The organism is Rhodoferax sp., assembly GCF_010365055.1.
GTDB lineage: Bacteria > Pseudomonadota > Gammaproteobacteria > Burkholderiales > Burkholderiaceae_C > Rhodoferax.
The window spans coordinates 14,949-39,937 of the sequence record NZ_JAAFHA010000056.1 but is presented as its reverse complement, the minus strand read 5'-3'; the positions used below and the strand labels follow the sequence as shown (position 1 = coordinate 39,937).

At 61.3% G+C, this 24,989-nt stretch carries 22 protein-coding genes and 1 pseudogene; 5 read left to right on the top strand and 18 right to left on the bottom strand.

Annotated elements, in window-relative coordinates; genetic code table 11:
• Together radC and GZ093_RS13225 are read left to right on the top strand one after the other, a co-directional pair.
• The coding region (radC, locus tag GZ093_RS13230; protein WP_296486613.1) for a DNA repair protein RadC at positions 1-374 on the top strand (374 nt) is incomplete at its 5' end.
• On the top strand, positions 374-1,027 hold the full coding sequence (locus tag GZ093_RS13225) for a Smr/MutS family protein (protein WP_296486611.1): 654 nt from the start codon (positions 374-376) through the stop codon (positions 1,025-1,027). The genes radC and GZ093_RS13225, both read left to right, overlap by 1 nt.
• Before the next feature lie 13 nt (positions 1,028-1,040).
• Here the strand turns inward: GZ093_RS13225 and GZ093_RS13220 are convergent, their stop codons facing one another.
• From GZ093_RS13220 to GZ093_RS13175, 10 genes and pseudogenes are all read right to left on the bottom strand, one after another.
• A complete protein-coding gene (locus tag GZ093_RS13220; protein WP_296486610.1) occupies positions 1,041-1,445 on the bottom strand; it encodes a group II truncated hemoglobin in 405 nt (134 codons plus the stop codon).
• A gap of 353 nt (positions 1,446-1,798) precedes the next feature.
• Positions 1,799-2,080 (bottom strand): type II toxin-antitoxin system RelE/ParE family toxin, encoded by a 282-nt coding sequence (locus GZ093_RS13215; protein WP_296486608.1) that lies wholly within the window; start codon positions 2,078-2,080, stop codon positions 1,799-1,801.
• 2 nt (positions 2,081-2,082) lie between these two features.
• Positions 2,083-2,325 (bottom strand): hypothetical protein, encoded by a 243-nt coding sequence (locus tag GZ093_RS13210; protein WP_296486606.1) that lies wholly within the window; start codon positions 2,323-2,325, stop codon positions 2,083-2,085.
• A 141-nt stretch (positions 2,326-2,466) separates the two neighbouring features.
• Entirely contained in the window at positions 2,467-4,986 is a 2,520-nt protein-coding gene (locus tag GZ093_RS13205) for an FtsX-like permease family protein (protein WP_296486604.1), read from the bottom strand.
• 109 nt (positions 4,987-5,095) lie between these two features.
• Complete coding sequence (locus GZ093_RS13200; RefSeq protein WP_296486603.1) at positions 5,096-5,941, bottom strand: formate dehydrogenase accessory sulfurtransferase FdhD; 846 nt, start codon at positions 5,939-5,941, stop codon at positions 5,096-5,098.
• A gap of 5 nt (positions 5,942-5,946) precedes the next feature.
• Positions 5,947-6,348 (bottom strand): hypothetical protein, encoded by a 402-nt coding sequence (locus GZ093_RS13195; protein WP_296486601.1) that lies wholly within the window; start codon positions 6,346-6,348, stop codon positions 5,947-5,949.
• Between the two features lie 19 nt (positions 6,349-6,367).
• On the bottom strand, positions 6,368-7,570 hold the full coding sequence (locus tag GZ093_RS13190) for a formate dehydrogenase subunit gamma (protein ID WP_296486599.1): 1,203 nt from the start codon (positions 7,568-7,570) through the stop codon (positions 6,368-6,370).
• 13 nt (positions 7,571-7,583) lie between these two features.
• Positions 7,584-7,805, bottom strand: coding sequence for a hypothetical protein (locus GZ093_RS13185; protein WP_296486597.1), 222 nt, complete (start codon positions 7,803-7,805; stop codon positions 7,584-7,586).
• Positions 7,802-8,434, bottom strand: a complete 633-nt coding sequence (fdh3B, locus tag GZ093_RS13180) for a formate dehydrogenase FDH3 subunit beta (RefSeq protein ID WP_296486596.1) — start codon at positions 8,432-8,434, stop codon at positions 7,802-7,804. Before fdh3B ends, GZ093_RS13185 begins: the two co-directional genes overlap by 4 nt.
• 71 nt (positions 8,435-8,505) lie before the next feature.
• A pseudogene (locus tag GZ093_RS13175) lies at positions 8,506-11,340 on the bottom strand (formate dehydrogenase subunit alpha); the annotation flags it as partial.
• A 148-nt stretch (positions 11,341-11,488) separates the two neighbouring features.
• On the opposite strand from GZ093_RS13175, the gene GZ093_RS13170 reads away from it, so the two are divergent.
• Positions 11,489-13,228, top strand: a complete 1,740-nt coding sequence (locus tag GZ093_RS13170; RefSeq protein WP_296486594.1) for an IS1634 family transposase — start codon at positions 11,489-11,491, stop codon at positions 13,226-13,228.
• 258 nt (positions 13,229-13,486) lie between these two features.
• Here the strand turns inward: GZ093_RS13170 and GZ093_RS13165 are convergent, their stop codons facing one another.
• From GZ093_RS13165 to apbC, 7 genes are all read right to left on the bottom strand, one after another.
• Positions 13,487-13,690: a formate dehydrogenase gene (locus tag GZ093_RS13165; RefSeq protein WP_296486593.1), complete on the bottom strand. Its 204-nt coding sequence runs from the start codon at positions 13,688-13,690 to the stop codon at positions 13,487-13,489.
• A gap of 151 nt (positions 13,691-13,841) precedes the next feature.
• Positions 13,842-14,465 (bottom strand): molecular chaperone TorD family protein, encoded by a 624-nt coding sequence (locus GZ093_RS13160; protein WP_296486592.1) that lies wholly within the window; start codon positions 14,463-14,465, stop codon positions 13,842-13,844.
• A 2-nt stretch (positions 14,466-14,467) separates the two neighbouring features.
• Positions 14,468-16,594 (bottom strand): 4Fe-4S binding protein, encoded by a 2,127-nt coding sequence (locus GZ093_RS13155; RefSeq protein ID WP_296486591.1) that lies wholly within the window; start codon positions 16,592-16,594, stop codon positions 14,468-14,470.
• A complete protein-coding gene (locus tag GZ093_RS13150) occupies positions 16,521-17,231 on the bottom strand; it encodes a DUF3306 domain-containing protein (protein WP_296486588.1) in 711 nt (236 codons plus the stop codon). Before GZ093_RS13150 ends, GZ093_RS13155 begins: the two co-directional genes overlap by 74 nt.
• Complete coding sequence (locus GZ093_RS13145) at positions 17,224-17,781, bottom strand: DUF3305 domain-containing protein (protein ID WP_296486586.1); 558 nt, start codon at positions 17,779-17,781, stop codon at positions 17,224-17,226. The genes GZ093_RS13150 and GZ093_RS13145 overlap by 8 nt, the downstream gene beginning before the upstream one ends.
• Positions 17,782-17,994: 213 nt before the next feature.
• Positions 17,995-19,965, bottom strand: coding sequence for a DUF6600 domain-containing protein (locus GZ093_RS13140; RefSeq protein ID WP_296486584.1), 1,971 nt, complete (start codon positions 19,963-19,965; stop codon positions 17,995-17,997).
• A 193-nt stretch (positions 19,966-20,158) separates the two neighbouring features.
• Complete coding sequence (gene apbC / locus GZ093_RS13135) at positions 20,159-21,334, bottom strand: iron-sulfur cluster carrier protein ApbC (protein WP_296486583.1); 1,176 nt, start codon at positions 21,332-21,334, stop codon at positions 20,159-20,161.
• A gap of 143 nt (positions 21,335-21,477) precedes the next feature.
• On the opposite strand from apbC, the gene GZ093_RS13130 reads away from it, so the two are divergent.
• Both GZ093_RS13130 and metG read left to right on the top strand, forming a co-directional pair.
• Complete coding sequence (locus GZ093_RS13130) at positions 21,478-21,684, top strand: CsbD family protein (RefSeq protein WP_296486581.1); 207 nt, start codon at positions 21,478-21,480, stop codon at positions 21,682-21,684.
• 156 nt (positions 21,685-21,840) lie between these two features.
• On the top strand, positions 21,841-23,943 hold the full coding sequence (gene metG / locus GZ093_RS13125) for a methionine--tRNA ligase (RefSeq protein ID WP_296486578.1): 2,103 nt from the start codon (positions 21,841-21,843) through the stop codon (positions 23,941-23,943).
• Between the two features lie 195 nt (positions 23,944-24,138).
• On the opposite strand, the gene GZ093_RS13120 is transcribed toward metG, so the two are convergent.
• The coding region (locus GZ093_RS13120; RefSeq protein ID WP_296486576.1) for an ATP-binding protein at positions 24,139-24,989 on the bottom strand (851 nt) is incomplete at its 5' end.

Genomic DNA, 24,989 nt, shown 5'->3' with positions numbered 1-24,989 from the left:
CTGTTTTTGCCACGCCCGATGCGGTCAAGCACTACCTGCAGTTGCACCTGGCGGCCAAACCGCACGAGGTGTTTGCGGTGCTGTTTCTGGACGTACAAAACCGTCTGCTGGCGATGGAGGAACTGTTTAGAGGGACACTGACCCAAACCAGTGTCTACCCGCGCGAAGTCGTGCTGCGCGCCCTGCACCACCAGGCCAGTGCCGTGGTGCTGGCGCACAACCACCCCAGCGGCACGGTGCAACCGTCGCGCGCTGATGAAATGCTGACGCAAACCTTGAAAACCACGCTGGCACTGATTGATGTGCGCGTGCTCGACCACGTCATCGTGGCACCGGGCGAAGCGCTGTCGATGGCAGAGCGGGGCTTGCTGTGATGACCAAGACCGTCAAGGTGACAGCGATGACCGACCTCAAGGTGGTCAAGAAAGCCATCGCCGAGCAAGCCAGACGGCGCACCGAACAGGCCAGCGCCCAGGTCAAAGCCGTCAAACAGGCGACCAGCGACAAGGATTTATTCGTTAGCGCCGCTGGAGCGGTCAAACCTCTACCAGACAAGCGTCATGCGCTGCATAAAGTAGAGCAAAAAATGCCGCTGGCGATGCAGTACCAAAAGGATGAAATAGCCGTACTGCGAGAGGCCATCAGCGACGAATTTGATGTGTCGACCCTGCTGGAAACCGACGAACATTTGAGTTTTCGCCGCCCCGGCATTGGCACGGATGTGACGCGCAAGCTGCGCCGGGGCGACTGGTCGATCCAGCGCCAGTTGGACCTGCACGGCCTGCGCCGCGACGACGCCCGCGAAGTGCTCAGCATCTTCATACGCGAGGCCTTCAAACAGGGCATCCGCTGCGTGCGCGTGGTGCACGGCAAGGGGCTGGGTTCGCCCGGCAAGGCGCCGATCCTCAAAAGCCGGGTGCACAGCTGGCTGGTGCAAAAGAGCGAAGTGCTGGCCTTTGTGCAGGCCAAACCGGCCGATGGCGGCGCTGGCGCGCTGGTGGTGCTGCTGATGGCATCACGCGGATAAGCGACAGGACGCCTTAGCCGTCCTGGTTGCGCATAAAGTCGGCGGTCTTGAAGAAGGCCTCACGCAGCTGGCTGCGCAGCGCGTCGGGCACGGCGATCTCGCCCATCGCCTGGTCCATGCAGGCCAGCCACTGGTCGCGTTCAAGCGTGCCAATCTTGAACGGCAGATGGCGGCCCCGCAGGCGCGGGTGGCCGAAGCGCTGCACATAATGCTGCGGCCCACCGAGCCAGCCACACAAAAACCAGAACAGCTTTTGCCGCGCATCGTCGAGCACGCTGCCATGCACGGCACGCAGTTCAGCGTAAGCCGGCTCCAGGTCCATCAGGTCGTAGAAACGCTCCACCAATGCCTGTACCTGGGGCTCGCCGCCGATCTGATCGAACGGCGTATCGGCAACAGGTTTTTTCTCGATGTTCATAGTCAAATTGGCCTCTAGCCCCCGTATTCATTGAATAAGCAGCTATTAACAACATAGCGTTATTACAAAAATATCTCACGCCACCTGGCGCGTGCCCCGACACTTGGTCTGAGCGTAACTGCTGCATCCTCAAAACTGCTTTCCCGGCACTGATCCGTTGCGGGCTTGGCCCGCAATCCATGGACGCCGGATCGATTCCGGCATGACAGCTACCCGTTGATGAGAAGTTGACTCATGCTGTCCCTGATGTTGTGGGGCAATTCTAGGGGGACCTCAATATCTAGAAGAAATTCGGCCGTAGTCCCCGTCGATAGTGCGCAAGAAGCTATATGTTTAATAGCAAATGTGAAATGCTAAAAACTCTGAGGCCAGAGGCGCGCCACATGGTGGACACGGATGATCTGCACCATGTCGCCTTTCACACGGTAGGGCAGCACGTAGTTCTCATGGACCACCAGCTCCCGCGTGCCCGGCACTCGGCCGGGGCGCCCGATAGCGGGAAACTGGGCAAGCAATTGCGTCTTGTCCTTGATTTCACTGATAAACGAGGCAGCTCGGCTCGGATTGTCCAGCGCAATATAGGCGGCGACCGCGTCCAGGTTTTGAAGCGCCTGACGGGTCCAGCGAATTTCCATGCTCACTGGCCATACTTGGCGAACACGGCACTCACTTCTTCGGCGCTGGCGAATTCGCCGCGGTCGGCCTCCTGCAAGCCTGCCTGGATATCGGCAATTTGCCATCGCTCCTGATTTACATAGCTCTTGAGTGCCTCGACCGCAAGAAAACTCTTGCTGCGACCAGTGACTTGCACCAATTGCTCAAGCTGCCCATGCAGCTCTACCGGCAAACGCACATTCAGAATTTTTTCAGCGGTGGTCATGAGAATTTACTCCAAACGTAATGTGATTAAAGTGTATGTCACACAAACGTTTAGTCAATAAACCTTGCCACACCGAATGGCATAGAAGTTACAAAAATCAGCCTCTAGCCCCCGTACCTATTGCTTAAGTCGCTATTAAATTTACTGCGCTGCCCGCCGCAGCGTCTCCACCACCGGGCGGCGCAGCACGTCGCGCAGGCCCCACCAACCGGCCGCCAGCGCCAGCAGCGCGCCGCTCAAGGACCCCAGCAGCGGCACCCAGAGCGAGACGATCCAGTCAAACTCGAACACATAGCGCGCCAGCGCCCAGCCGACCGCGCTGGCAACGATGGAGGCCAGAAAACCGGCCAGCAAGCCCACGCCGATCAGCTCGATCCGTTGCACCTGGCGCAGCAAGCTGCTTTTGGCCCCGACCGCGCGCATGATGGCAAATTCGCGGGCGCGCTCTTCGCGCGTGGCCGTCACGGCGGCAAACAGCACCACCAGGCCGGCCGCCAGGGTAAAGGCAAACAAAAACTCCACCGCGCCAATCACCTGATCCAGCACGCGCTGCACCTGCGCCAGCGTGGCCGTCATGTCGACGCTGGTGATGTTGGGAAAAGCGCGCACCAGCGTGTTGTCAAAACCAGGTGTGGCTGGCGCCTTGAAGGCGCTCATGAAGGTGCTGGGCACATCGGGCAGCGTACTCACCGGGTACATGGCAAAGAAATTGGCGCGCATCGAGCCCCAGTCCACTTTGCGCAGCGAAGTGATTCTGGATTGAATCTGCTGCCCGCCAACGTCAAAGTTCAGGCTGTCGCCGAGCTTGAGACCGAGTGTCTTGGCGATCCCTTCTTCCACGCTGATGGCGCCGGGCTCTTCTTCGATCCAGCGACCGGCAACCAAGTCATTTTGAGCCGGCTTCTTCGCGCTGTTGGACAGGTTGAACTCGCGGTCCACCAAGCGTTTGGCGCGGTCGTCGGCATAGTCGTCGGGCGTCACCGCTTTGCCATTGACCGCCACCAGGCGGCCGCGAATCATCGGATACCAGTCGAATTTGGCAACGCCCGCAGCGCGCAAAGCCGCCGCAAATGCATCGCCCTGCTCGGGCATGACGTTGATGACAAAGCGGTTCGGCGCATCGGCCGGCGTGGCCTGGCGCCAGCTGTTGATCAGGTCGGTGCGCAACAACACCAGCAGCACGAGCGCCAGCAAGCCGAGCGCCAGCGCACTCACCTGCACCACGGCATACGCCGGACGGGCTGAAATCTGCCGCATGGCCAGAATCACGGCGCGCGGCGCGGTGCGCTCGTTGACCACACGGCGCAGCAGCATGACCGCGCCCCAGCTCAACACCGCAAACAGCACGGTGGCCGCAGCAAAGCCCCCCACCGCAATCAGGCCGAGCTTGACATCACTGCTAGCCGCCAGCAGCAGCACAGCAAAACCGGCCACGCCCAGACCCAGCACGCCGATGGAAGCGGGCTTGAGGTTGCCCACATCGCGGCGGATCACGCGCAGCGGCGGCACCCGCGCCAGTTGCAGCACCGGCGGCAGGCCAAAGGCCAGCAACAGCGTCAGGCCCATGCCCAGGCCAAAAATCACCGGCCAAAAGCCCGCTGGTGGCAACGCCGCCGCCACCAGACCCGCCAACAGCAACACAAACGCGTAATGCACCGCGTAGCCAATGGCCACCCCGAGCGAACTGGCCAGCAGGCCAATCAGCGTGAACTCAAAGGCATAACTGGCGGCAATGCTGCGCTGGCTCAAACCCAGCACGCGCAGCATGGCGCAATCGTCGAGGTGCTTGGCCGCAAAACCACGCGCCGCCAGCGCCACCGCCACGGCGCTCAAGAGCGCCGCCAGCAAGGCAATCAGATTCAGGAACTTCTCGGCGCGCTCCAGCGTCTGCCCCAGCTCCGGGCGCCCGCCTTGCAACGACTCCACGCGCACGCCGCGCACCTGGGGCTTTTTGACCTCAAGCTGCGCCCAGTCGACAAACGCATTGACGCTTTTGTCGGCGCCAGCCACGGCCAGGCGGTAGGTCAGACGGCTGGCGGGCTGGATCAGTCCGGTGGCCGCTACATCGGCACGGTTGATCATGACGCGCGGCGCAAAATTCATGAAGCCCGCACCCCGGTCCGGCTCGCTGACAATAATTTTGGCAATGCGCAAACGGCTGTCACCCAGCAGCACGGCGTCGCCCATTTGGCCCCGGAGCGCGTCCAGCAAGGGCGCGTCGATCCAGGCCTCGCCGGGCTGGGGAATGGTGGCGGTGATGCTGCCGGGCTCACCCGGCTGGCTGCTGACCTGCAACTTGCCGCGCAGCGGATAACCGGGCTCCACTACCTTCAGCGCCACCAGTTTGCTGGCGCCACCCTGGTTTTCCGGCGCGCGGGCCATGGTCGGGAAAGCCAGCGTTTGCACCGCGTCCAGGCCCAGCGCGCGCGCTTTCTCCGTAAATGCAGCGGGGGTGGCGTTGTCGCTTGAAATGAGCGCATCACCGCCGAGCAGTTGCCGCGCATCGCGCTGCAGACCGCCCTTGAGCCGATCGGCAAAGAAGCCCACCGCCGTCAAGGCCGCCACCGCCAGCGTCACTGCCACGATCAGTAATCGAAGTTCACCGGAGCGCAGGTCGCGCCATAAAGAGCGAGCGCCCAGGCGCCAGAAAGAAATGTTCATGGCGCTACGTTAACGCACTCGCGGGCCGACTGCGGCAAGGCCTGCGCATTGCCCTGACACCAGCCCTCGGAATTGGCCTGCGGCAACAGGCCAGCGCCGTCGCGTTAACTCAGGCGACGGCCTGCGACCTGGCACCTGCCAGTGCCGGCTGCAGCAGCAAGCGCTCGGCGGCGCTGTAGCAAAGAAAACGCTTGTTGGTGGCGCGGCCGATGGCGCACAAGCCCAAGCGCTGTGCAACGTCATGGCCCATCTGGGTGATGCCGCTGCGCGACACCACAATCGGCACCCCCATTTGCGCCGACTTGATCACCATCTCGCTGGTCAGGCGGCCGGTGGTGTAGAACACATTGTCCTGGCCCGTCATCGCCTGCTCCGGCTCCATCCACATCCAGCCCGCGATGGTGTCAATCGCGTTGTGGCGGCCGACGTCTTCCACGAATACCAACATTTCTTCGCCCCGAAACAAGGCGCAGCCATGCACGGAACCGGATGATTTGTAGGTAGTCTCTTGCAGCCGGATGGCGTTCACGATGCCGTAGAGCTGCTGTTGCGTCAGCGTGGCCGCCGGCAGCACCAGGCTGTCGACCTCCGCCATCAGGTCACCAAACACACTGCCCTGGGCACAGCCGGTGGTAACGACGCGCTTGGCGGTACGGGCCTCTATGTCGCAGATGCCCTGGCGGGTTTTGACGGCGGCGGCGCCGACGTCCCAATCGACGGTAATGGATTCAATCTCCTGCACCGACTGCACCAAGCGCTGATTGCGCAAGAAGCCCAGCACCAGCAACTCGGGCTGGGCGCCCAGCGTCATCAGCGTCACCAGCTCGCGCTTGTCCACAAAAACGGTGAGCGCGCGCTCGGCCGGGATAGAGACCGTGTCAACCTCACCCCACTCGTTGGTCGCATTCACCTCGCGCGTCAGTGGCGCGCGGGCCTGGGTCAGATACGGCAGCAAGGTGCTCAGGGCTTCTTGGCCGGGGCAATGGCCGCCGCCGGCTCTTTGCTGCTGGGTGGGCTGGTGGCCGTAGCGGGCGGCGAATGCGCACCGGCAGCCTCCAGTGGCTTGGCAAGCTCAGCGGGCGCATAAGAAAAAGCGCCCGGATCGGCACAAGGCGGCATGGCTGCAGCGGGCTTGACGTCCTTGCCAGCGGCTTTGGCCGTCTGGAAGTAATGGGCTGCCACCTTGTCCTGCGCCAGGCAACTCTGGTAGGCGTCGACCTTGCCGCTCCAGGCCGCCTTGGCCGCCGCCTCGGCCGCTTTGGCTTTGGCCTCTTCCGATGGCGCGGGCAACTTGGCCATCACGGCAGTGCCCGCCAAGAGCAGGTTGCTGATCACGAGTATTTGTTTCAGTGGATGATTCATACAGACTTTCTCAAGCATCTCAAACTTGCACGGTTTGACCGGGAACCGGTGTCGGCGAACGCTGGGCCGGTATCTTGCCGCTCTTGATGTCTTCGAGCCAGAGCGCATGGTGCTCCTTGGCCCATGTCTCGTCCACATAGCCCGTCTTCATGCCCTGGTAAGCACCCTCGGTGCCCAGCGTGCCGAGATAAATGTGGCCCATGAACATGACAACCATCAGAATATTCGAGACCGAGTGCACCATGTGGGCCAACTGCATAGTGCTGCGTTCGTACCCGAGCCCGGGGATCAGCTTGTCCATCACCAGGCCAGAGCCGACCACAATCAGACCGAGCAAAAAGACACCGCCCCAGAACACGACCTTCTCACCGCCGTTGAACCGGCCCGACTTCACCTCCTCGCCTCCCAGCATGCCGCCGCCCTTGAGCAGCCAGTCCAGGTCACCCTTGGCCGGCAGGTTGTCACGCACGAAGGTGATGATCACAATCAGCAGCGAAACGGCAAACACGGGACCGGCAAAATTGTGCGCGTTCTTCAGCACGTAGGTCAGCCAACCAAACAAGGTTGTGCCCATGAGGGGCAGCAAGAAAAACTTGCCGAAGGCCATGACCAGGCCGGAAATAGCCAGGATGCTGAAAGCAATGGCATTGGCCCAGTGCGCCGAGCGCTCGAACGGCGTGAAACGCTCAAGCTTGCGGCCGGTCGGCTTTTCGTGCAGCTTGATGGTGCCGACACGCCAGTAAAAAATCCCAATGGCACCCAGCACAATCAGTACCAGCGCGCCGCCGTAAGGAATGATCCATTGGTTGCGTGTCTGTCGCCAGGCTTCCCCCGCATTGGTTAGGCGCGAGCCGGGGTATTGCACATAGGGCTGAATCAGCACGCCTGCCTCGGGTGCCTCGCTCTTGGGCAGGCTGCTGTAACCCGCCACGCCGGAGCCGACCTGACGCCACATCGGTGCGTTGTTGCCGGGCTGCACCCTGACGCGTTCGCCATTGGTTTGCGTGGCGTAACCGGGCTCCTGGCTGGCGTCGGGTTTGACCTCAAAAATATTCTGGCTTTTGATGGCCCCTGTCCCCGCGTCCGCAGGCGCTGCCTGCACGGCCGGGCCCGCAGCCGCTGTCTCAGGCGCAGGCGCAGGCGCGGTTTGCGCGCCAAGATTGCCTGAGAACAACACCAGCGTCAGCGCAAGAGCAGAGGCAATGGAAAAGGCATTTTTCATCATGGCCTCCTGCTCAGTTCATGCGGGTGTAGTCGTTCTGGCCGTACTGATTGCGGGCCTTCAGCTGCGACTCCCAACTGGCTTTGTCGCCCTGCTTCCAGTCTTTGTTGGCAAACGCCTTGCCGGTGCCTGTATAGGCTGAGGCGGCCTGCTTGTTGGTTTGCAGCGCTTGCGGCTTTTCACCGCAGGCGCTCAAGGCAGCCAGCGTCGCCATGGCAAACAATAGACGCTTCATGATTTCGCTCCTTCAGGGGCCGCAACGCCGGGCTGACCGGCTTGTTTGGAACCGTAGGCAGTGCCCCAGCCCCATACCTCGGCGCCCTTGCCGCGGTGCAGCACCCGGTTGCGGAAAATGTCAGCCACCACATCGCCGTCACCGGCGATCAAGGCCTTGGTCGAGCACATTTCAGCGCAGACCGGCAGCTTGCCTTCGGCCAGTCGGTTACGGCCATATTTTTCAAACTCGGCCTGGCTGCCATTGGCCTCGGGGCCGCCGGCGCAGAAAGTGCATTTGTCCATCTTGCCGCGCACACCGAACGTACCTTGCGACGGGAACTGGGGCGCGCCAAACGGGCAGGCATAGGCGCAGTAACCGCAACCAATGCAGACGTCCTTGTCGTGCAACACCACGCCTTCATCGGTGCGGTAAAAGCAGTTGACGGGGCACACTGCCATGCAGGGCGCGTCGCTGCAATGCATGCAGGCGACCGAGATTGATTTTTCGCCCGGCACGCCGTCATTCAAAGTGACGACCCGGCGCCGGTTCACCCCCCAAGGTACCTCGTGCTCGTTCTTGCAGGCGGTGACGCATCCGTTGCACTCAATGCAACGCTCGGCGTCACAAACAAATTTCATACGTGCCATATTTCACTCCTAATCAGTTGGGGACAGAGCAAAGTTCACTGCGTGTAACTCTTGGTCTGTCCCACAAGGCTTCAGGCCCGCTCGACGTTGCAAACGGTGGTCTTGGTTTCCTGCATCATGGTCACGCTGTCGTAGCCATAGGTAGTGCTGGTGTTGATGGCTTCGCCGCGCACAATCGGCGCCGCACCATTCGGGTAATAGGCCAGCATGTCGGCGCCCTGCCAACGACCGGAGAAGTGAAACGGCAGGAACACGGTATCGGGACCAACGCGCTCGGTCACCAGCGCCTGCACATTCATGCGCGCACCGGTGGGCGTTGACACCCAGGCCCGATCGCCATTGCGAATGCCCTTGTCAGCTGCGACCTTGGGGTTGATCTCGACAAACATCTCCTGCTGCAACTCGGCCAGCCAGGGGTTGGAACGGGTCTCTTCGCCCCCGCCCTCGTACTCGACCAAGCGGCCCGAGGTCATGATGAACGGGAACTTCTCGTGCACCTTGTCCGCAATATTCTTGTCCTGAATCGTCTTGTACAGCGTGGGCAAACGCCAGAACGCTTTTTTATCCTCATGGGTGGGGTACTTGGCCACCAGATCGGGGCGGATACCGTACAAGGGTTCGCGGTGCTGCGGGATCGCGTCCGGGAAGTTCCACACCACGGCGCGCGCCTTGGCATTGCCAAACGGGTGGCAGCCATGCACCTGCATCACCACACGCTGGATGCCGCCCGAGAGGTCGGTCTTCCAGTTTTTGCCCTCGGCGGCTGCCTTCTCCGCCTCGGTGAGATCTTCCCACCAACCCAGCTTTTTCAGCAGGACATGGTCGAACTCGGGGTAACCGGTGGTGAGGTCGGCGTTCAGCGAACAGGAACCGTCCTCGGCCAGCAGGTTGACACCTTCGCGCTCGACGCCGAAGTTGGCGCGGAAGTTGCCGCCGCCGTCCATCACGTGTTTGGAGGTGTCGTAAAGGTTGGGCGAGCCGGGGTGTTTGAGCGCGGCCGTGCCGTAGCAAGGCCAGGGCAAACCAAAATAGTCACCGGTGAAGTCGTAACCGGATTCCTTGTCTTTACCACCCTTGGCCCTGAGCGTCTTCACGTCAAACAGGTGCATGTTGCGCATGTGGGCCTTGAGGCGCTCCGGACTCTGACCGGTGTAACCAATGGTCCAGACGCCAGCGTTGATTTCACGCAGGATGTCTTCCGGCACGGGTTCGTCCATGCCGTGAATTTTTTGCATCTTGTAGTTCTTGGACAGTTCCTTGCCAAAACCGAGTTTGTCGGCAAACTGCTGCATGATCATGTGGTCGCTGCGGCTCTCCCACAGCGGCTCAATGACTTTTTCACGCCACTGCAAGGAACGGTTGGACGCCGTGACCGAACCGCTGGTCTCAAACTGGGTGGCCGCCGGCAGCAGGTACACCGCACGATTCGGGTTCAAATCGTCAGGCGTGCCGGGCATGGCAGCCATCGCCGCCGTAGCCGATGGATACGGGTCCACCACCACCAGCAGATCGAGCTTGTCCATGGCGCGCTTCATCTCCAGGCCACGGGTTTGCGAATTGGGCGCATGGCCCCAATAAAACACGCCGCGCAGGTTCGAGTCCTGGTCGATCAGTTCGTTTTTCTCCAGCACGCCGTCAATCCATCGCGACACCGTGATGCCGGGCTTGCTCATCATCGCCGGCGATGCAAACTGTTTTTTGATCCACTCAAAATCAACTCCCCAGACCTTGGCAAAGTGCTTCCAGGAGCCTTCCACAATGCCGTAATAACCGGGCAGTGAATCGGGGTTGGGGCCGACATCGGTGGCGCCTTGCACGTTGTCGTGGCCGCGGAAAATATTGGTGCCGCCACCGGACTTGCCCACGTTGCCGAGTGCGAGTTGCAGGATGCACGAGGCGCGCACCATGGCGTTGCCGATGGTGTGCTGTGTTTGGCCCATGCACCAGACCAGTGTGCTGGGCCGGTTCTCGCTCATCATTTTGGCGACGCGCAGCACCTGTTCTTCCTTGACGCCGCAGGCTTCTTCCACCTTGTCGGGCGTCCACTTGGCCATCACTTCGGCTTTGACCTTGTCCATGCCATAAACGCGGTCGTTGATGTACTGATTGTCTTCCCAGCCGTTGCTGAACACGTGGTACAGCACGCCAAACAGGAACGGAATGTCGGAGCCGGAGCGGATGCGCACAAACTCATCAGCCTTGGCCGCCGTGCGGGTGAAACGCGGGTCCACCACGATCATCTTGGTGCCGGTTTCCTTGGCGTGCAGCATGTGCAGCATGCTCACCGGGTGCGCCTCGGCCGCGTTGGAGCCGATATACAACGCGCACTTGCTGTTCTGCATGTCGTTGTACGAGTTGGTCATGGCGCCATAACCCCAGGTATTGGCCACACCGGCCACCGTGGTGGAGTGGCAAATACGGGCCTGGTGGTCGCAGTTGTTGGTGCCCCAGAAGCTGACGAACTTGCGCAGCAGATACGCCTGCTCGTTGTTGTGCTTGGAGGACCCCACAAAGTACACGCTGTCGGGGCCGCTGGCTTTTTTCAGTTCCAGCATGCGCTCGCTGATCTCGCTCAAGGCGGTATCCCAACTGATGCGCTGATATTTGCCATTGACCAGTTTCATCGGGTAGCGCAGGCGGAATTCACCGTGGCCGTGCTCGCGCAGGGCCGCACCCTTGGCGCAATGGGCGCCCAGGTTGATGGGTGAATCAAACACCGGCTCCTGACGCACCCAGACGCCGTTTTCCACCACGGCATCCACGGCGCAGCCGACCGAACAATGGGTGCAGACGGTGCGCTTGATCTCGATCTTGCCTTCACCAATGGCCACATCGCCCTGCGCCGCCTCTGCCTTTTTGACCAGCGTAAGCTGCGAGGCCGCCAGCCCGACGCCCACGCCCAGGCCGTCTGAGTTCGACAGTTCCAAGCCCCAGAATTCGTACATCCCCAATGTAATCAATCGGTTAGCGGCGTTATTTGAAATTCTTGTGGTGGCACGTTTTAGTCAATAAATCGTGTTTTCTTCAATTAAAGCTGTGTGATACAGTGGCGGCATGTTTGTCAAAGTCACCACCTCCGGTCCGCGCCGCTACGTCCAGCTTGTCGAGTCCTACCGGGATGACGCCGGGCGCGTGAAGAAGCGCACCGTGGCGACGCTGGGGCGCCTGGATCAACTCACCGGCGAGCTCGACTCCGTTATCGATGGTCTGCTCAAAGTGGCAGGCCGTGAGCCGGTTATTGCCCTATCCGGCGCGACACCTGTTGATGCCGCCGCTGGTGTTTCATTCGAGTCAGCCCGTGCCTTGGGCAATGTGTGGACTCTGACCGAAATCTGGAAAGAACTCGGTTTCTCGGATCTGCGCCGTGTCTTTCGGCGCACCCGCCACACCATTGATGTCGAGGCACTGATTCGCATCATGGTGCTCAACCGCCTGTGTGACCCCGACTCCAAACTGGGTGTCTTGCGCTGGCTGCAAACGGTGGCCTTGCCCGATATTGATCTCAAAGCACTCACCCACCAGCATCTGCTGCGCAGCATGGATGCGCTGATGGAGCAGCAGGATGCGGTGGACGATGTCGTCGCCAAATTGCTGCGCCCCTTGGTCGATCAAGACCTGTCGGTGGCGTTCTACGACATGACCACCATCCGCGCTGAAGGACTCGCCACCATGGAGGGTGATGTGCGCCAGTTTGGCATGGCCAAGGAGGGACTGATCGCTCGCCAGTTCATGCTGGGGGTAGTACAAACGAGTGAGGGTTTGCCCATCTATCACGAGGTCTTTGACGGCAATACGGCTGAGACCAAAACCCTGCTGCCGATCCTCAAAAAGGTGATGGACCGGTTTCCCAATCTACGTCGGCTGATCCTGGTCGCTGACCGTGGATTGCTGAGCCTGGACAATCTGGAAGCCTTGCAGGCGATCCGTCTGCGCCCGCACAGGGGGCAAGATCCGAGCAAGGGCCAGGCATTGGAATTCATCATCGCCGTACCGGGTCGGCGTTATCACGAGTTTGCCGATTTACTGGAGCCACTGCAGGCGCAGTGCGCCAAGACCACCATCGAGATCACGGGCGAAGTGGCCTGGAACGGTCTGCGCATGGTGGTGGCGCACGATCCGGCGACGGCGCTTGAACAGCATCAAAAACGCAAAGCCGCAATGGCCGAATTGGAAACCCAAGCCAAAGGCTGGGCGGGCAAGCTTGACGACCAAGACCAGGGAGCGAAGAAGCGGGGGCGCAAGCTCTCGGACAGTGGCACCAAGGCGCGTTTCTATCACGCGGTGCTGGAGGCTCATTTGGGCAAAATCATCAAGATTGACATGAAGGCGGAGCTGTTCAGTTACGCCATTGATGAGGATGCCCTGCGACTAGCCGAGATGATGGACGGCAAGCTACTGGTGGTGACCAACGTGCAGGACATGACGCCTGACAAAGTGATTGAGCGTTACAAGTCACTGGCCGATATCGAACGGGGCTTCAAGGTCTTGAAGTCTGAGTTGGAGATCGGGCCGGTTTATCACCGACTGCCCGAGCGCATTCGGGCTCATGCGTCGATTTGCTTTATGGCGCTGATCCTGCACCGGGTGATGCGCATGCGGTTGCGCTCGGCCAACACGGGTGTCACGCCGGAGCGGGCCTTGCAGTCGCTCAAACGAATTCAGCATCACCGCGTTTCCATCAACGGTGCGCCACCCCTGTGCGGCGTGTCTTCGATGACGACTGAGCAACATCAAGTGCTCACGGCATTGAGGGTTAAACAACCCAGCCAATTTAAACAACTCAGCCTCTTGTAGGGGCACGTTTTGAATTCATGGCCAATTAAATCATAGACTTACGTCATTAACTGTCGAACTCGGGTGGCCGGAGCGACGCAAAAACGCACGTCGGTCCATCGTGGGCAGCGCCTGCGACAAGCCACGACGCAGACTGTGCACAAATGGGGAACGGGCAACGGGGTCAGAGGGACCGGATTTTCTGGTCAACAACATGGGACTCTCCAAGGTCGGCGTGATTCAGGACTGAATCAGCGTAGGTCGATGTGAGGGGGAGACTCAGACGCGCGTGGTCTGGTAGTACTTCTGGACGTGCGCGCTCAGGGTATAGCCACCGCCCTTTTCAGGCGCTGGCTTCGGCGACGCTGCCAGCGGCGCCGGATTTTGCGTCTTCAACCAGCCAACCGACGCGACGGCAGCACCGGCCACGGAGGCCGAAAGAAAAAATCCGCGACGGGACGATTTGGGTGGGTTGTTGGGCATGCTGCTCTCCAAGTTACGCTGTCTGTTATGCAATCATTTGCATAGCCTATGTAATGCACTTGAACTTACCATGACCATTCTCAAAATGATACGTTTGACAGACTAGGGAAAACACCAACGCTGGCCCGATACCTATGAACTGCCCCCCGCGTCATTCCAGCATGTCAAACCCCTGCGTCTCCACCGCCACAAAGGCGCGGGTCAGCTCGGCCAGCGCCGCGTAAAAACGCGCTTTGGGGTGCTGTTGCAGATCGTCACACAGCGCCAACACCCAGGGCTGCAGGTAGGTTGTAAAGAAGGCGCGCTGGCGCGTCAGGTTGGCCACCGCCACATCCTCGCCGGCAATCAGGTAGCGCATCACCTCGCACAGGTAGGCGATGTGGTCTTCGGTATCAAGCATGGCGTCACCGCGCGCCAGCCCCAAGCTGTTCAACTCGGTGCGCAGGCGCGCCAGCGGCTTTTCGTTGAGGAAGCCGCTCAGAAAATGGGACGCGTACAGGTAGACCTCGGGCTTGCCGACGCCGCCAAACAGGGCGTTGTATTCATCTTGAATCGCGCCATCGCTCATCTCGCGCGCCAACCCCACCAGGGCGCGCCAGGGCTCTTCCAGAAAAGCCCCAGCCGCTGGCGCCTCGGTCACGGCCAGACGCAGTTTAGCTACCAATTCAGTAGCTGGTGGTGCATAGTACATAAGGGCTAGAAGCCCATAGAGCTCTGAACGGGCGGTTTCTTCGTCAAGCGCACTGCTGCGCAGCATTTCTGGAGTTGGCAACATGGTCAGAGGTCGGTGATTTTGGTTTCGTGCTCGGCCGAATAAATGTCGATGACGCGGCAGTCCGCGCACATTTTCAAGCGGGCAAGCGCATCGCCCTGAAACATGCTGTGGCTGGCCAGTTTGCCAACCATGGCTTCAATCGCCTTGAGCGTGCCAAACGGTTTGCCGCAACGCACACAGGCGTAGGGCTGCATCGCGTTGAGCACCACCGCTTCCGTGCGCTGCGCACTCAGGCTTAAGCGCGGCAGGAGCGTCAGGGCTTGCTCGGGGCAGGTCTTGACGCACAAGCCGCACTGCACGCAATTTTTCTCAATGAACCGCAGCTCCAGTGCCTGCGGGTTGTCTTGCAGGGCGCTGGACGGGCAGGCGTTGACGCAGCTCAGGCACAAGGTGCAGGCGTCTTTGTTGATGACGAGAGCCCCCAGCGGCGAGCCGGTGGCAGGCAGCGCAACCACGTCGGTTTTAACCGGCGCATGGTCGATCAAATGGCTAAGCGCCAGCTCCAGCGTGGCACGCTTGTCAGCCTGCACCGCAAAGCCTGCCGTGCGGCCAACCGTCTGCGCCGGGGCCGCCTGCAAGTCCTGGTCGAGCGCGGCCAAGTCGCGCGCGTCCTTGACCTGGAGCAGGCGGAAATGCTCGCCCTGGTAGCCCAGCCCCGACAGAATGGCCTGCGCCACCGCCATCTGGCCCTCGAGTGCCACACGGTACTGCGGCGCTTCTTCATCCGTCAGCAGCACCCACAGCTGCGACGCACCATAACAAATGGCAGACAGCCAGACCTCCAGCCCCAACGATGAGGTGTGCCACAGCGCCAGCGGCAGGACCCGGGCCGGTACGCCATGCGTGCCTGTTTTGCTGGCACGCTCGAGCTGCGCGGCGCGCCCCAGATCGCCCAGCAAGCGCGCCCCCGCGCCCTGGCTGTGCAGCAGCAGCGCGGCATGCTTGCCGCCACTGCGGCTGTAGGTCGCCAGCAAGGTCTTGAGCTTGACACCCTGATCGCTGGCGCGTGGATAGGCGAAGCTCATGGCGCCGGTCGGGCATACCGTGCTGCAGGTGCCACAGCCAATGCACAAATTCGGGTTGACCTTGATCTGCTGATGCCTGCGGTCGCTTTCAATCGCCGAGGCCGAGCAGACGTCGATGCAGGCGGTGCAACCGGTTTTCTCGTTGCGACTGTGCGCGCACAGCTTGGGCTTGTACGCAAAAAAGCGCGGCTTCTCGAACTCGCCAACCAGGCTGCGCAGCTGCAGCAAGGTCTTGAGCTCACGCCCATCCCAGCGCAAATAACCCTGCGGCAAGGCGTGCTGGCTGAAGGCGGACGTGGCGCGCAAATCCAGCACCAGATCGAAGGTTTCGGTGACGGTTTCGGACGCGCGATTGAAATCAATCGCCCCGGCCACCTGGCAGACCTTGACGCAGGCGCGATGGGCCTGGCAGGCGTTCAGGTCAATCTGGTAATCCAGCCCGATGGCGTCTTCCGGGCAGACCGCCAGGCAGGCGTTACAGCGTGTGCATAAATCCAGATCAATCGGATTACTGCGCAGCCACTGGAGTTCAAACGCCCCCAGCCAGCCGCTCAAGGTTTGAATCTGCCCACCCAGCACCGGGTAACGCCGCTCCTGCGCCGCGCCCGCGTCGCGTGCGCCTTGCGTGAACAAGGTCACGTCCAGCGTATCGCCCAGCAACTCGGCAGCGCGTTCAGCCGCCCCCAGCTCGCCAATGATCAACAGCCGCCCCGCGCTTTTATACGTCACCGTCGCCACCGGTTGGGGCTGTGGCAGATGCGCCAGCGCCAGCAGCGCGGCAATTTTGGGGCTGGCATGCGCTGCGTCCCGACTCCAGCCGCCGGTTTCGCGGATGTTGACGAAGCGCAGCGGTGCAGAGCCAGAGCCCGCACGGGCAGCCCCCGACGGCGCACCATTTGCCTGCTCGGCCAGTTCGACGAACAGCCGCTGTTCCTGGGTGCAAGCCACCACCAGGTCTTCGCCGGTCTGCACCGCCTTGAGAAAAGCGCCAGCCTCGCGGCGGCACAGGGTGGAATGCAGCGTCAGGTTTTCATTCAGTGCCGCGCCGAGAGTCCTGGCGTCCAGCGGCATGGTTTGGTTGCAGTCGCAAATCAGTGTGGTCATGGTCTGGGCCCGGCGCTTGGGGCTGGTTTTCGATGGAGGGTTCAACACCGGTTTGCGGTGGCTGGGTTGACTGTGGCACGGAATCGGCGCTGCGGCTATCGGCATCATCCCCTAGTGGCGGGGGCTGATTCTTCTCTTCTTCAAACAAGTTGAGAAATTGGGCGCTGGCCATCTGCCGCAGCATGGACTGCGGCAGGGGATCAGGCTGGGAATAGTCGTCAATGTAGATGTCCAGCCGGTCCATCACGTTGTAGTGCGGGTCGGTAAACAGCTTTTTCATGGCGGCGTTGCGCACCTCGGGGGAGACACCGCGCGCGACAAAGGGCTTGAAATCGGATTCACCGGTGAGCCGCTGCACATCGTCGAGCGACAGCGGCGACGGGGCCAGCGCTGGACCCGTGTGCGTTCCATCAATCACTGAACCGTTCGGGCTGAGCTTGGCCGGTCGTGCGCTTGAGGACTGGTCGAAGCCTTCGAGCCCTTCGACAAGCTCAGTACGAACGGAGACGACTTTGTCAGTCACCACGGAGGCGTCAATCACATCCGAAGCGGGTGGTGTGACCGGCTCCTCCAGCGCTTTACCCGCGCGCTGCGCCTGCTTGCGCTGCGACCAGCGGCCCAGAAAACCCTCAGCCATGCCCGCCCCCTGCTTTCTTCTCGGTACTGATCGCTGCAGGCTGGCCAAAGCGATCGGTCAGGGTGCGGAAACTCTCGGGCCGCTTGCGCCGTTTGGGCTCAACCACATGATGTTCATCCACGAATGCCTGCAACCACGCCACCACCGGCGCGGGGGCTGGCACCTGCTCCACCGTCTCCTGCGCGTCGAGCCAGCGCCCGGCGTCGTAATAACTCAGGCTCACCATCTCGGGCTTGGCGATCGGCTCATCTGTGATGCCCGGCTCTTCTTCCATGCGCCACAGCACAAACCAGCCCGGCGCTTGCGTGGTCACGTTGAGGTGGTAGCCCTCGGCATCGTCTTTGAACAATTCGACCCTGTAGCCCGGATGCAGCCAGCGTTCTTCGCTCTCATTTTTATAAAGCAGACGCGGCACGTCACCAAAGCGGTCTTCGTGGGGCACCACATCCGCCAGCACCCAGCGCCAGGGCTGCCAGTGGCTGGATGGACCGGTGGTCCGCTCGCGCCGCATGACGACAGCGACTTCAAGGGTGGGCCGAAGGTTGGACATAAGACTCGCAATGTAACGGATTAGCGCAATAACGACTGCCTCACGCATGGATGTCGACGGCGCTGGACTGGCATGACGTTCGATCTGGGCTTGCCGAGAGGGGGTCATCCTGCACGCCACGGCGTCGGGCTGCGCCAAGTAGGGAAAGGCCGGCCCCTGCACCCGGCAATACCAGCGCCGCCCCCGAGCGGGTTCGCGCAGAGCCAATCCAAACTAACGTCGTTGCTGGCGCTCTTCTGCCCCACGCCTGGGCGGGTTGCCGTCATCTTCCCCGTCCCTGAGCTTGCGGGCACCGGGAGGGGGTCTGGGGCCGCGCGGCTGCGCGGTGGGATCCGCTTGGGCTTGATGCGGTGGTGACTGTGGCCCAGGAGCCGCAACCGGTGCAGCGGGCGCAGTCTGCGACGCTGGTAAGGCGGCCACTGCGGGCTGTATGGCTCTTGGCGCTGGATTGGGCGGCGCTGGCTGAGGCGGTGGAACTGGCAGCACTGGCATCGGCGGCGCCATTGTCGGAGCGGCCAGTCTTTGCTCTGGCGCACGCTGCCGGGGAGCCGGCATCGGGGCCGCGCTGGCTGGTCCATTAGCTGTCGGGCTCGGTGGCGGGAAAGGTCGTGGGTCAGGTGGGGCACCCCGCCGCTCACTGTCAAGTGGTTGCGGCCAGCGACGCGACTCAGGCGAACGCATGACGGGTCGCGGCCAGGGGACTGGATTCGGCACAACTTGGGGCGGCGGTGCCCCTTGCGGGCTCGCGGGTGCCACCAGCGCAGGAGCCACCTGCGGCGCGGTGCGGTGGCCCGGCGGGCGCTCAAACCCACGAACCAGCGGTCTTTCACCCGGAGCACCAGCGCCACGCACGCTGCGCTCGGTCGGCGCTACCGGCGGCACAAGCGCCAGCGGCGCGTTGGAAAACGTTGCGGGTGGCAGCCGCACCGTCGCCCGATGCACCGGCTGCGACTGCACAAAGGTGTTCGTGGGCACGGCGACGACGGCGCCGGGCACGCGCCGGTTTCGGTAATCCTCGTGGCGCAGGTCCTCGCTGTTGCGGCTGCGGTGACTGTCGTAACTGCGGTTGATGTCGTTGATGTGGACCACCGTGTTGCTGCGGTTGACTCGGTCAAAATAGCGGCGACTCACCGGGAAGGCGGGTCGATAAACCTCGCGCGGCGCCAGCGGGAACCAGGCGACGCCGCCAACCGGGCCACTCGACAACTGCAGGCGGAAGTTGTCGCCACCGACAAACATCACCAGCGCCGGCGCGTAATAGGCTGGTTCATGCAGCGGGCCCGGCACCCAGGCCCAGCCACCCCTCAAATGGGCCCAGCGGCCGTAATGAGATACCGCAAAGCCCCAGGGCGCGTCATCAACCCATGTCCAACCCCAGGGGTGGATCCAGGCCCAATGGCCGTCGCGGTAAGGCGCCCAGCCCACCGCCACGCGATGGGGCGTCCAGACCGGGCCGTAGCTCACATCATCAATCCAACTGCCGTTGGCATCGAGATCCTGGTAACCAATCACGTCAGGCGATACATAGCGCGCGGAGCGCGAGTTGGCGAACGCACGGTCGCGACTGAGCGCCCACTGGTCGAATTCGTCCAGCGGCGGCGCGTTCAGATAGTCGTAGGTGCGCAAGTCGGGCCCATCGAAGCGATACGCCTGGCGCGCATCAACCGTATAGGCAGTTCCTTGTCCAAGCACTTCGGCCTGGCCCGCGCGCACGATGACATCAGTCGCCGCGCTGTCCGGGTCAACGGCAATGCGGTAGTCACCGGCTTGGTGCAATGTCAAGACCAGATTCGGGGCGTGGACTTCGATTAGTTGATCAGGCGCCAGGCGCCGCACGCGCAGGCTCAAGGTACCCTGGGTCAATTGCAGCTGAGTGACTCGATCGTCGAGATTGAGAACGGACAGGCTGGTGTTGGCGTTCAAACGAATCATGGTGCCGCCAAGTTCGACCTCGGCGCGCGCGAGGCCATCGACCCACAGGCGGTCGCCCAGGGTTAACGGTCGATTCACCGTGGCGTCAACCCAGTCGTTCTCACCGGCGGGGGAGAAACTGACCGTACCCAGCGTATAGGCCAGACGCGCAACACGCGACGGCGGGTCCGCACTGGCGGCGCCAGCAAAGAACACGGCTGCAACACCGATGAGAAAGGTGACAACGTGAAATCCGAGAGAAGGTCTCTTCATGACGAATCCTTTTGAATCAGCAGGCGGCTGCAAGCGCTAAGCCGCCACAGACCACGAAACGGCGTCTGTGCCCGTCGCTTGCTTTGCAGCTATAACGCGGCGCACACCGGTTTCGACATGCTCAATTACGATTGGTTTCAAAAAGCGTCAACAACAGAGACAACGCCGGAGTCGTTGCCGTTTCAGCGACGCTTCACGTATTTTTTGAAATCTTGATGGACGGAAACTTGGAAGAAAAGTCTTTGTTTTTTGCCGCAATCGACACGGCCACCTTGCGCGCCACCGCCTTGTAAATGCCTGCGACGTCACCGTCGGGGTCGGACACCACGGTCGGCTTGCCGGTGTCGGCTTGCAGCCGAATCTGCATGTCCAGCGGCAAGGCGCCCAGGTAGTCCATGCTGTAGTCAGCCGCCATTTTTTTGCCACCATCGGCACCAAAAATGTGTTCGACATGGCCGCAGTTGCTGCAGACATGCACCGCCATGTTTTCCACAATGCCCAAAATTGGCACGCCGACTTTCTCGAACATCTTGATGCCTTTTTTGGCATCCAGCAGGGCAATGTCCTGCGGCGTGGTGACGATGACCGCGCCGGTCATGGGCACGCGCTGGCTCAACGTCAACTGGATGTCGCCGGTGCCGGGGGGCATGTCGACAATCAGGTAATCCAGATCGCGCCAGTTGGTTTGGCGCAGCAGTTGCTCCAGCGCCTGCGTGGCCATCGGGCCGCGCCAGATCATGGCCTCGTCTTGCGCCACCAGAAAACCGATCGACATGACCTGCACGCCATAGTTTTCCAGCGGGTCCATCGTCTTCCCGTCTTCACTCTCGGGGCGACCCTCAATGCCCATCATCATCGGAATGCTGGGGCCATAAATATCAGCATCCAGCAGGCCGACACTGGCGCCCTCGGCGGCCAACGCCAGCGCCAGATTGACCGCCATCGTGCTCTTGCCGACGCCGCCCTTGCCGGAAGCCACTGCCACAATGTTCTTGACTTTGGGCAGCAATTGCACGCCGCGTTGTACCGCATGCGCTGCAATTTTCGTCGTGACGTTGACCGAGACGTTGTTGACGCCGGCCACCGCTTTGGCCGCCGCAATCAGCGCCTTGCGAAATCCAGGAATCTGGCTTGCGGCCGGGTAGCCGAGCTCCACGTCAAACGCGACATCACCGTCGGTGAGGGTCAAGTTTTTGATGCACTTGGAGGCGACAAAATCGACTCCGGTATTGGGGTCAAGCACACTCTTGAGTGCGTCCATCAGCGTCTGTTCTGTCAAATTCATTAATTTCTCCTGAGCCGCGTAGTCTACCGAAGACCGTTTTAACCCTGTGTGGCTGGGCGAATTCGCGCAACGGTGCCCGGTCATGCGACATGACGCCTCAAGATAACTGTCAGGCCAATGTACGCAAGCGTACAGACCATATCTTGACAACTTCCTAACATTTGCGCTGCGGGTCACAAGGTGGCTCACAAGCGTTGAAATTTGTTTAACTACTCTGGGAATCCATCATGAACAAGAACCAAGTCCAAGGCACCGTGAAAGACGTCGCAGGCAAGATCCAGGAGGAAGCCGGCAAACTGGTCGGCAACAAGGAGCAGGAAGCCAAGGGAATCCATAAGCAAGTCGAAGGCAAGGCAGAAAGGCGCCTCGGTGACGTGAAGGAAGTCGTCAAAGATGCCAAGCAAGCGGTGAAGGACGCTGTCCACAAGCGCTAAGCCATGGCTGCACGCAGCCGCTTGGCTGCGGCATCGCCAAAGATCGGGCCTCAACCAAGGCGTTGAGGCCAATGGCGTCGGCAGAGCCGGGCCCGGGCAGCGCAGTGCAACTGCAGCCGACTAAAATCAAAGCCTGTCTTTGAAAGCCCTGCTGCCATGCCACGCCAACTCTTCGTTACCACCGCCCTGCCCTATGCCAACGGCAATTTCCACATTGGCCACATCATGGAGTACATCCAGGCCGACATCTGGGTGCGCTACCAGCGGATGATGGGCAACGCGGTGCATTTTGTCTGCGCCGATGACTGCCACGGCGCGCCGATCATGATTGCGGCTGAAAAAGCAGGCAAGACGCCGCAACAGTTTGTGGCCGATATCGCGGCTGGCCGCAAGCCCTATCTGGACGGCTTCCACATCGGTTTTGACAACTGGCATTCCACCGATGGCGTGGAGAACCACGAGCTGGCGCAGGCGATCTACATCGACCTGAAGGCCAACGGCTTGATCACCACGCGCGTCATTGCCCAGTTTTTCGACACCGAAAAGAACATGTTCTTGCCGGACCGCTTCATCAAGGGCGAATGCCCCAAGTGCGGCGCCAAGGACCAGTACGGCGACAACTGCGAGGAATGCGGCGCGGTGTACAGCCCGACCGAGCTGAAGAATCCGTATTCGGCCCTGAGCGGTGTCACGCCGGTGCTGCGCGACTCGGAACATTACTTTTTCAAATTGTCCGACCCGCGCTGTGTGGCGTTTCTGGAAAAGTGGACACAAGGCAGCAATTCACAGGGCCAGGCGCACCTGCAGGGCGAGGTCTACAACAAGATCAAGGAATGGCTGCTGCCCGATGCCGAGGGCAAGCGTGACCTGGGCGACTGGGACATCTCCCGAGACGCGCCCTACTTCGGCATCGAGATTCCCGATGCGCCGGGCAAGTATTTTTATGTCTGGCTCGATGCGCCTATTGGCTACCTGGCTTCGCTGAAAAACCGCTTCATCAAGCTGGCGGGAGACGTCACGCTGGGCGCACACAATTACGACGCCTTCCTGGCCGACCCAGCCACCGAGCAGTACCACTTCATCGGCAAGGACATCATCACCTTTCACACGCTGTTCTGGCCCGCCATGCTGCATTTCAGTGGCCGCAAAACGCCCAATGCGATTTTTGTGCACGGCTTTTTGACCGTCAACAGCGAGAAGATGAGCAAGAGCCGCGGCACCGGCCTGGACCCGCTCAAATACCTGAGCCTGGGCATGAACCCCGAGTGGCTGCGCTACTACCTGGCGACCAAGCTCACTAGCCGCAACGAAGACGTAGAGTTCAGCCCGGAAGACTTCATGGCGCGCGTCAACAGCGACCTGGTCGGCAAATACATCAACATCGCGTCACGCGCGGCCGGCTTTCTGGCGAAACGCTTTGGCGGCCAGCTCGGCGCTATCTCTGACGATGGCACGGCGTTGCTGACCCAGATTCAGATCGAGCGCACCAGCATCGAGCAGCTCTACGAGGCACGCGAATTTGCCAAGGCGCTACGCGAGACCATGCTGCTGGCCGACCGCGTCAATGAATATGTGGATGCCAACAAGCCCTGGGAACTGGCGAAACAAGCCGACATGGAAACCCGTTTGCACGATGTGTGCACGGTTTGCATTGAGTCCTTCCGCGCACTCACGGCTTACCTCAAGCCGGTGTTGCCGCAACTGGCCACACAGGTGGAGGCGTTCCTGAAGATTGAGCCTTTGAGCTTTGCCAGCGTCAGCCAGCCCTTGGGCGCCGGCCACGCCATTGGCAACTACCAGCACCTGATGCAGCGCGTCGATATCAAGCAACTTGAAGCATTGTTTGAGCCTGCAGCCCCCGTGGAACCTTCGCAGACAGCTATTGAATCAATAGCACCAGGCGGCGAGACCCTCGCCCCGGTGATCGGCATCGATGACTTCAGCAAGATCGACCTGCGCATTGCCCGAATCGTCAACTGCGAGGCCGTGGCGGGCTCCACCAAGCTCTTGCGACTGACGCTGGACGTGGGCGAAGCGACGACGCGCAACGTGTTCTCCGGCATTGCCAGCAGCTACCAGCCGGAGCAGCTGATCGGCAAACTCACGGTGATGGTGGCGAATCTGGCGCCACGCAAAATGAAGTTCGGCATCAGCGAGGGCATGGTGCTCGCCGCCAGCCATGCCGATGAAAAAGCAACGCCCGGCATTTACGTGCTCGAGCCCTTTGCCGGCGCCCAGCCGGGCATGCGGGTGCATTGAGGCGCGTGAAATTCCCGTCCTCATGGCTACGCTCCATTCCTTGAAGCCCGATCATTCTGGCGTTCAGGTTTGACCACCCACCGCGAGCGCGTCGCCACGCACCTCGCCATCTTGGGGGGACAAGGCTGGGGCGTTTGCTTGCCCCAAACCCATGTCACACTTGAACCCGTGCGGTTGAAGTTCCTATCCGTCGTTTTAAACAACTCGATGGTGGGCGACAGGCAGTGTCAGAACGGCGCGCAAGCCACCTGCTGGCGAATCGCTGAGTGCCACACTGCCACCATACAAGCGCGCCAAGTCATCCACAATCGCCAAACCCAAACCGGAACCGGGCACTTGCTCGTCAGCACGCACGCCGCGTTGCAGCACCACCTCTCGCTGCGCAGGTGCCAGCCCTGATCCATCGTCATCGATGGTTATGACCAACCCGTGGCCCTGCACATGGGCATTCACATCCACACGATGCTCCGCCCATTTGCAGGCGTTGTCGAGCAAATTGCCCAGCATTTCCTGCAGATCTTGGGCCTCCCCCCGAAAAGCGACCTCAGCCGCCACCGGCCCAAGCTGGACACACAGCGCGCGCTCAGCATGAATGCGCTGCATGACCCGCACCAAACCAAGAACGACTGGCAACACTTCGGTTTTGGTGCCGTGCAGTCGACTGGCGGCGGCGGACTGCGCGCGAGTGAGGTGATAGTTCACCTGTTTGCGAGCAATCTCAACCTGCTCGCCAACCAGATGCGCCAACGCGGCGATGTCGCTGCCCGGCCGTTGGGCTGCGTTGGCCAGCACACTCAGCGGTGTTTTCAGCGCATGGGCCAAATTGCCCGCATGGGTGCGGGCGCGAGTCACCACGTCTGCGTTTTGAGCCAGCACTTGGTTGAAATCGTCAATCAAGGGCTTGACCTCAATCGGAAACTCGCCATCCAGGCGTTGGGCTTGGCCGCTGTGCACTTGTCCCAAGGCACGACGCAACGCACGCAGCGGTGCCAGCCCCACCCACACCTGCACCCCAGCGGCCACCACCAACCCAACCGCCAGCACCG

Excerpts from the sequence above, each read along its gene's own strand:
- GZ093_RS13215 (WP_296486608.1), bottom strand. The coding sequence starts at position 2,080 with ATGGAAATTCGCTGGACCCGTCAGGCGCTTCAAAACCTGGACGCGGTC.
- GZ093_RS13165 (WP_296486593.1), bottom strand. The coding sequence starts at position 13,690 with ATGCCCAACAACCCACCCAAATCGTCCCGTCGCGGATTTTTTCTTTCG.
- GZ093_RS13225 (WP_296486611.1), top strand. The coding sequence starts at position 374 with ATGACCAAGACCGTCAAGGTGACAGCGATGACCGACCTCAAGGTGGTC.
- GZ093_RS13130 (WP_296486581.1), top strand. The coding sequence starts at position 21,478 with ATGAACAAGAACCAAGTCCAAGGCACCGTGAAAGACGTCGCAGGCAAG.
- GZ093_RS13190 (WP_296486599.1), bottom strand. The coding sequence starts at position 7,570 with ATGAAAAATGCCTTTTCCATTGCCTCTGCTCTTGCGCTGACGCTGGTG.
- GZ093_RS13155 (WP_296486591.1), bottom strand. The coding sequence starts at position 16,594 with ATGACCACACTGATTTGCGACTGCAACCAAACCATGCCGCTGGACGCC.
- GZ093_RS13220 (WP_296486610.1), bottom strand. The coding sequence starts at position 1,445 with ATGAACATCGAGAAAAAACCTGTTGCCGATACGCCGTTCGATCAGATC.
- GZ093_RS13160 (WP_296486592.1), bottom strand. The coding sequence starts at position 14,465 with ATGTTGCCAACTCCAGAAATGCTGCGCAGCAGTGCGCTTGACGAAGAA.
- GZ093_RS13195 (WP_296486601.1), bottom strand. The coding sequence starts at position 6,348 with ATGAATCATCCACTGAAACAAATACTCGTGATCAGCAACCTGCTCTTG.
- GZ093_RS13210 (WP_296486606.1), bottom strand. The coding sequence starts at position 2,325 with ATGACCACCGCTGAAAAAATTCTGAATGTGCGTTTGCCGGTAGAGCTG.
- GZ093_RS13205 (WP_296486604.1), bottom strand. The coding sequence starts at position 4,986 with ATGAACATTTCTTTCTGGCGCCTGGGCGCTCGCTCTTTATGGCGCGAC.
- GZ093_RS13185 (WP_296486597.1), bottom strand. The coding sequence starts at position 7,805 with ATGAAGCGTCTATTGTTTGCCATGGCGACGCTGGCTGCCTTGAGCGCC.
- GZ093_RS13170 (WP_296486594.1), top strand. The coding sequence starts at position 11,489 with ATGTTTGTCAAAGTCACCACCTCCGGTCCGCGCCGCTACGTCCAGCTT.
- GZ093_RS13150 (WP_296486588.1), bottom strand. The coding sequence starts at position 17,231 with ATGGCTGAGGGTTTTCTGGGCCGCTGGTCGCAGCGCAAGCAGGCGCAG.
- metG (WP_296486578.1), top strand. The coding sequence starts at position 21,841 with ATGCCACGCCAACTCTTCGTTACCACCGCCCTGCCCTATGCCAACGGC.
- GZ093_RS13140 (WP_296486584.1), bottom strand. The coding sequence starts at position 19,965 with ATGAAGAGACCTTCTCTCGGATTTCACGTTGTCACCTTTCTCATCGGT.
- apbC (WP_296486583.1), bottom strand. The coding sequence starts at position 21,334 with ATGACCGGGCACCGTTGCGCGAATTCGCCCAGCCACACAGGGTTAAAA.
- GZ093_RS13145 (WP_296486586.1), bottom strand. The coding sequence starts at position 17,781 with ATGTCCAACCTTCGGCCCACCCTTGAAGTCGCTGTCGTCATGCGGCGC.
- fdh3B (WP_296486596.1), bottom strand. The coding sequence starts at position 8,434 with ATGGCACGTATGAAATTTGTTTGTGACGCCGAGCGTTGCATTGAGTGC.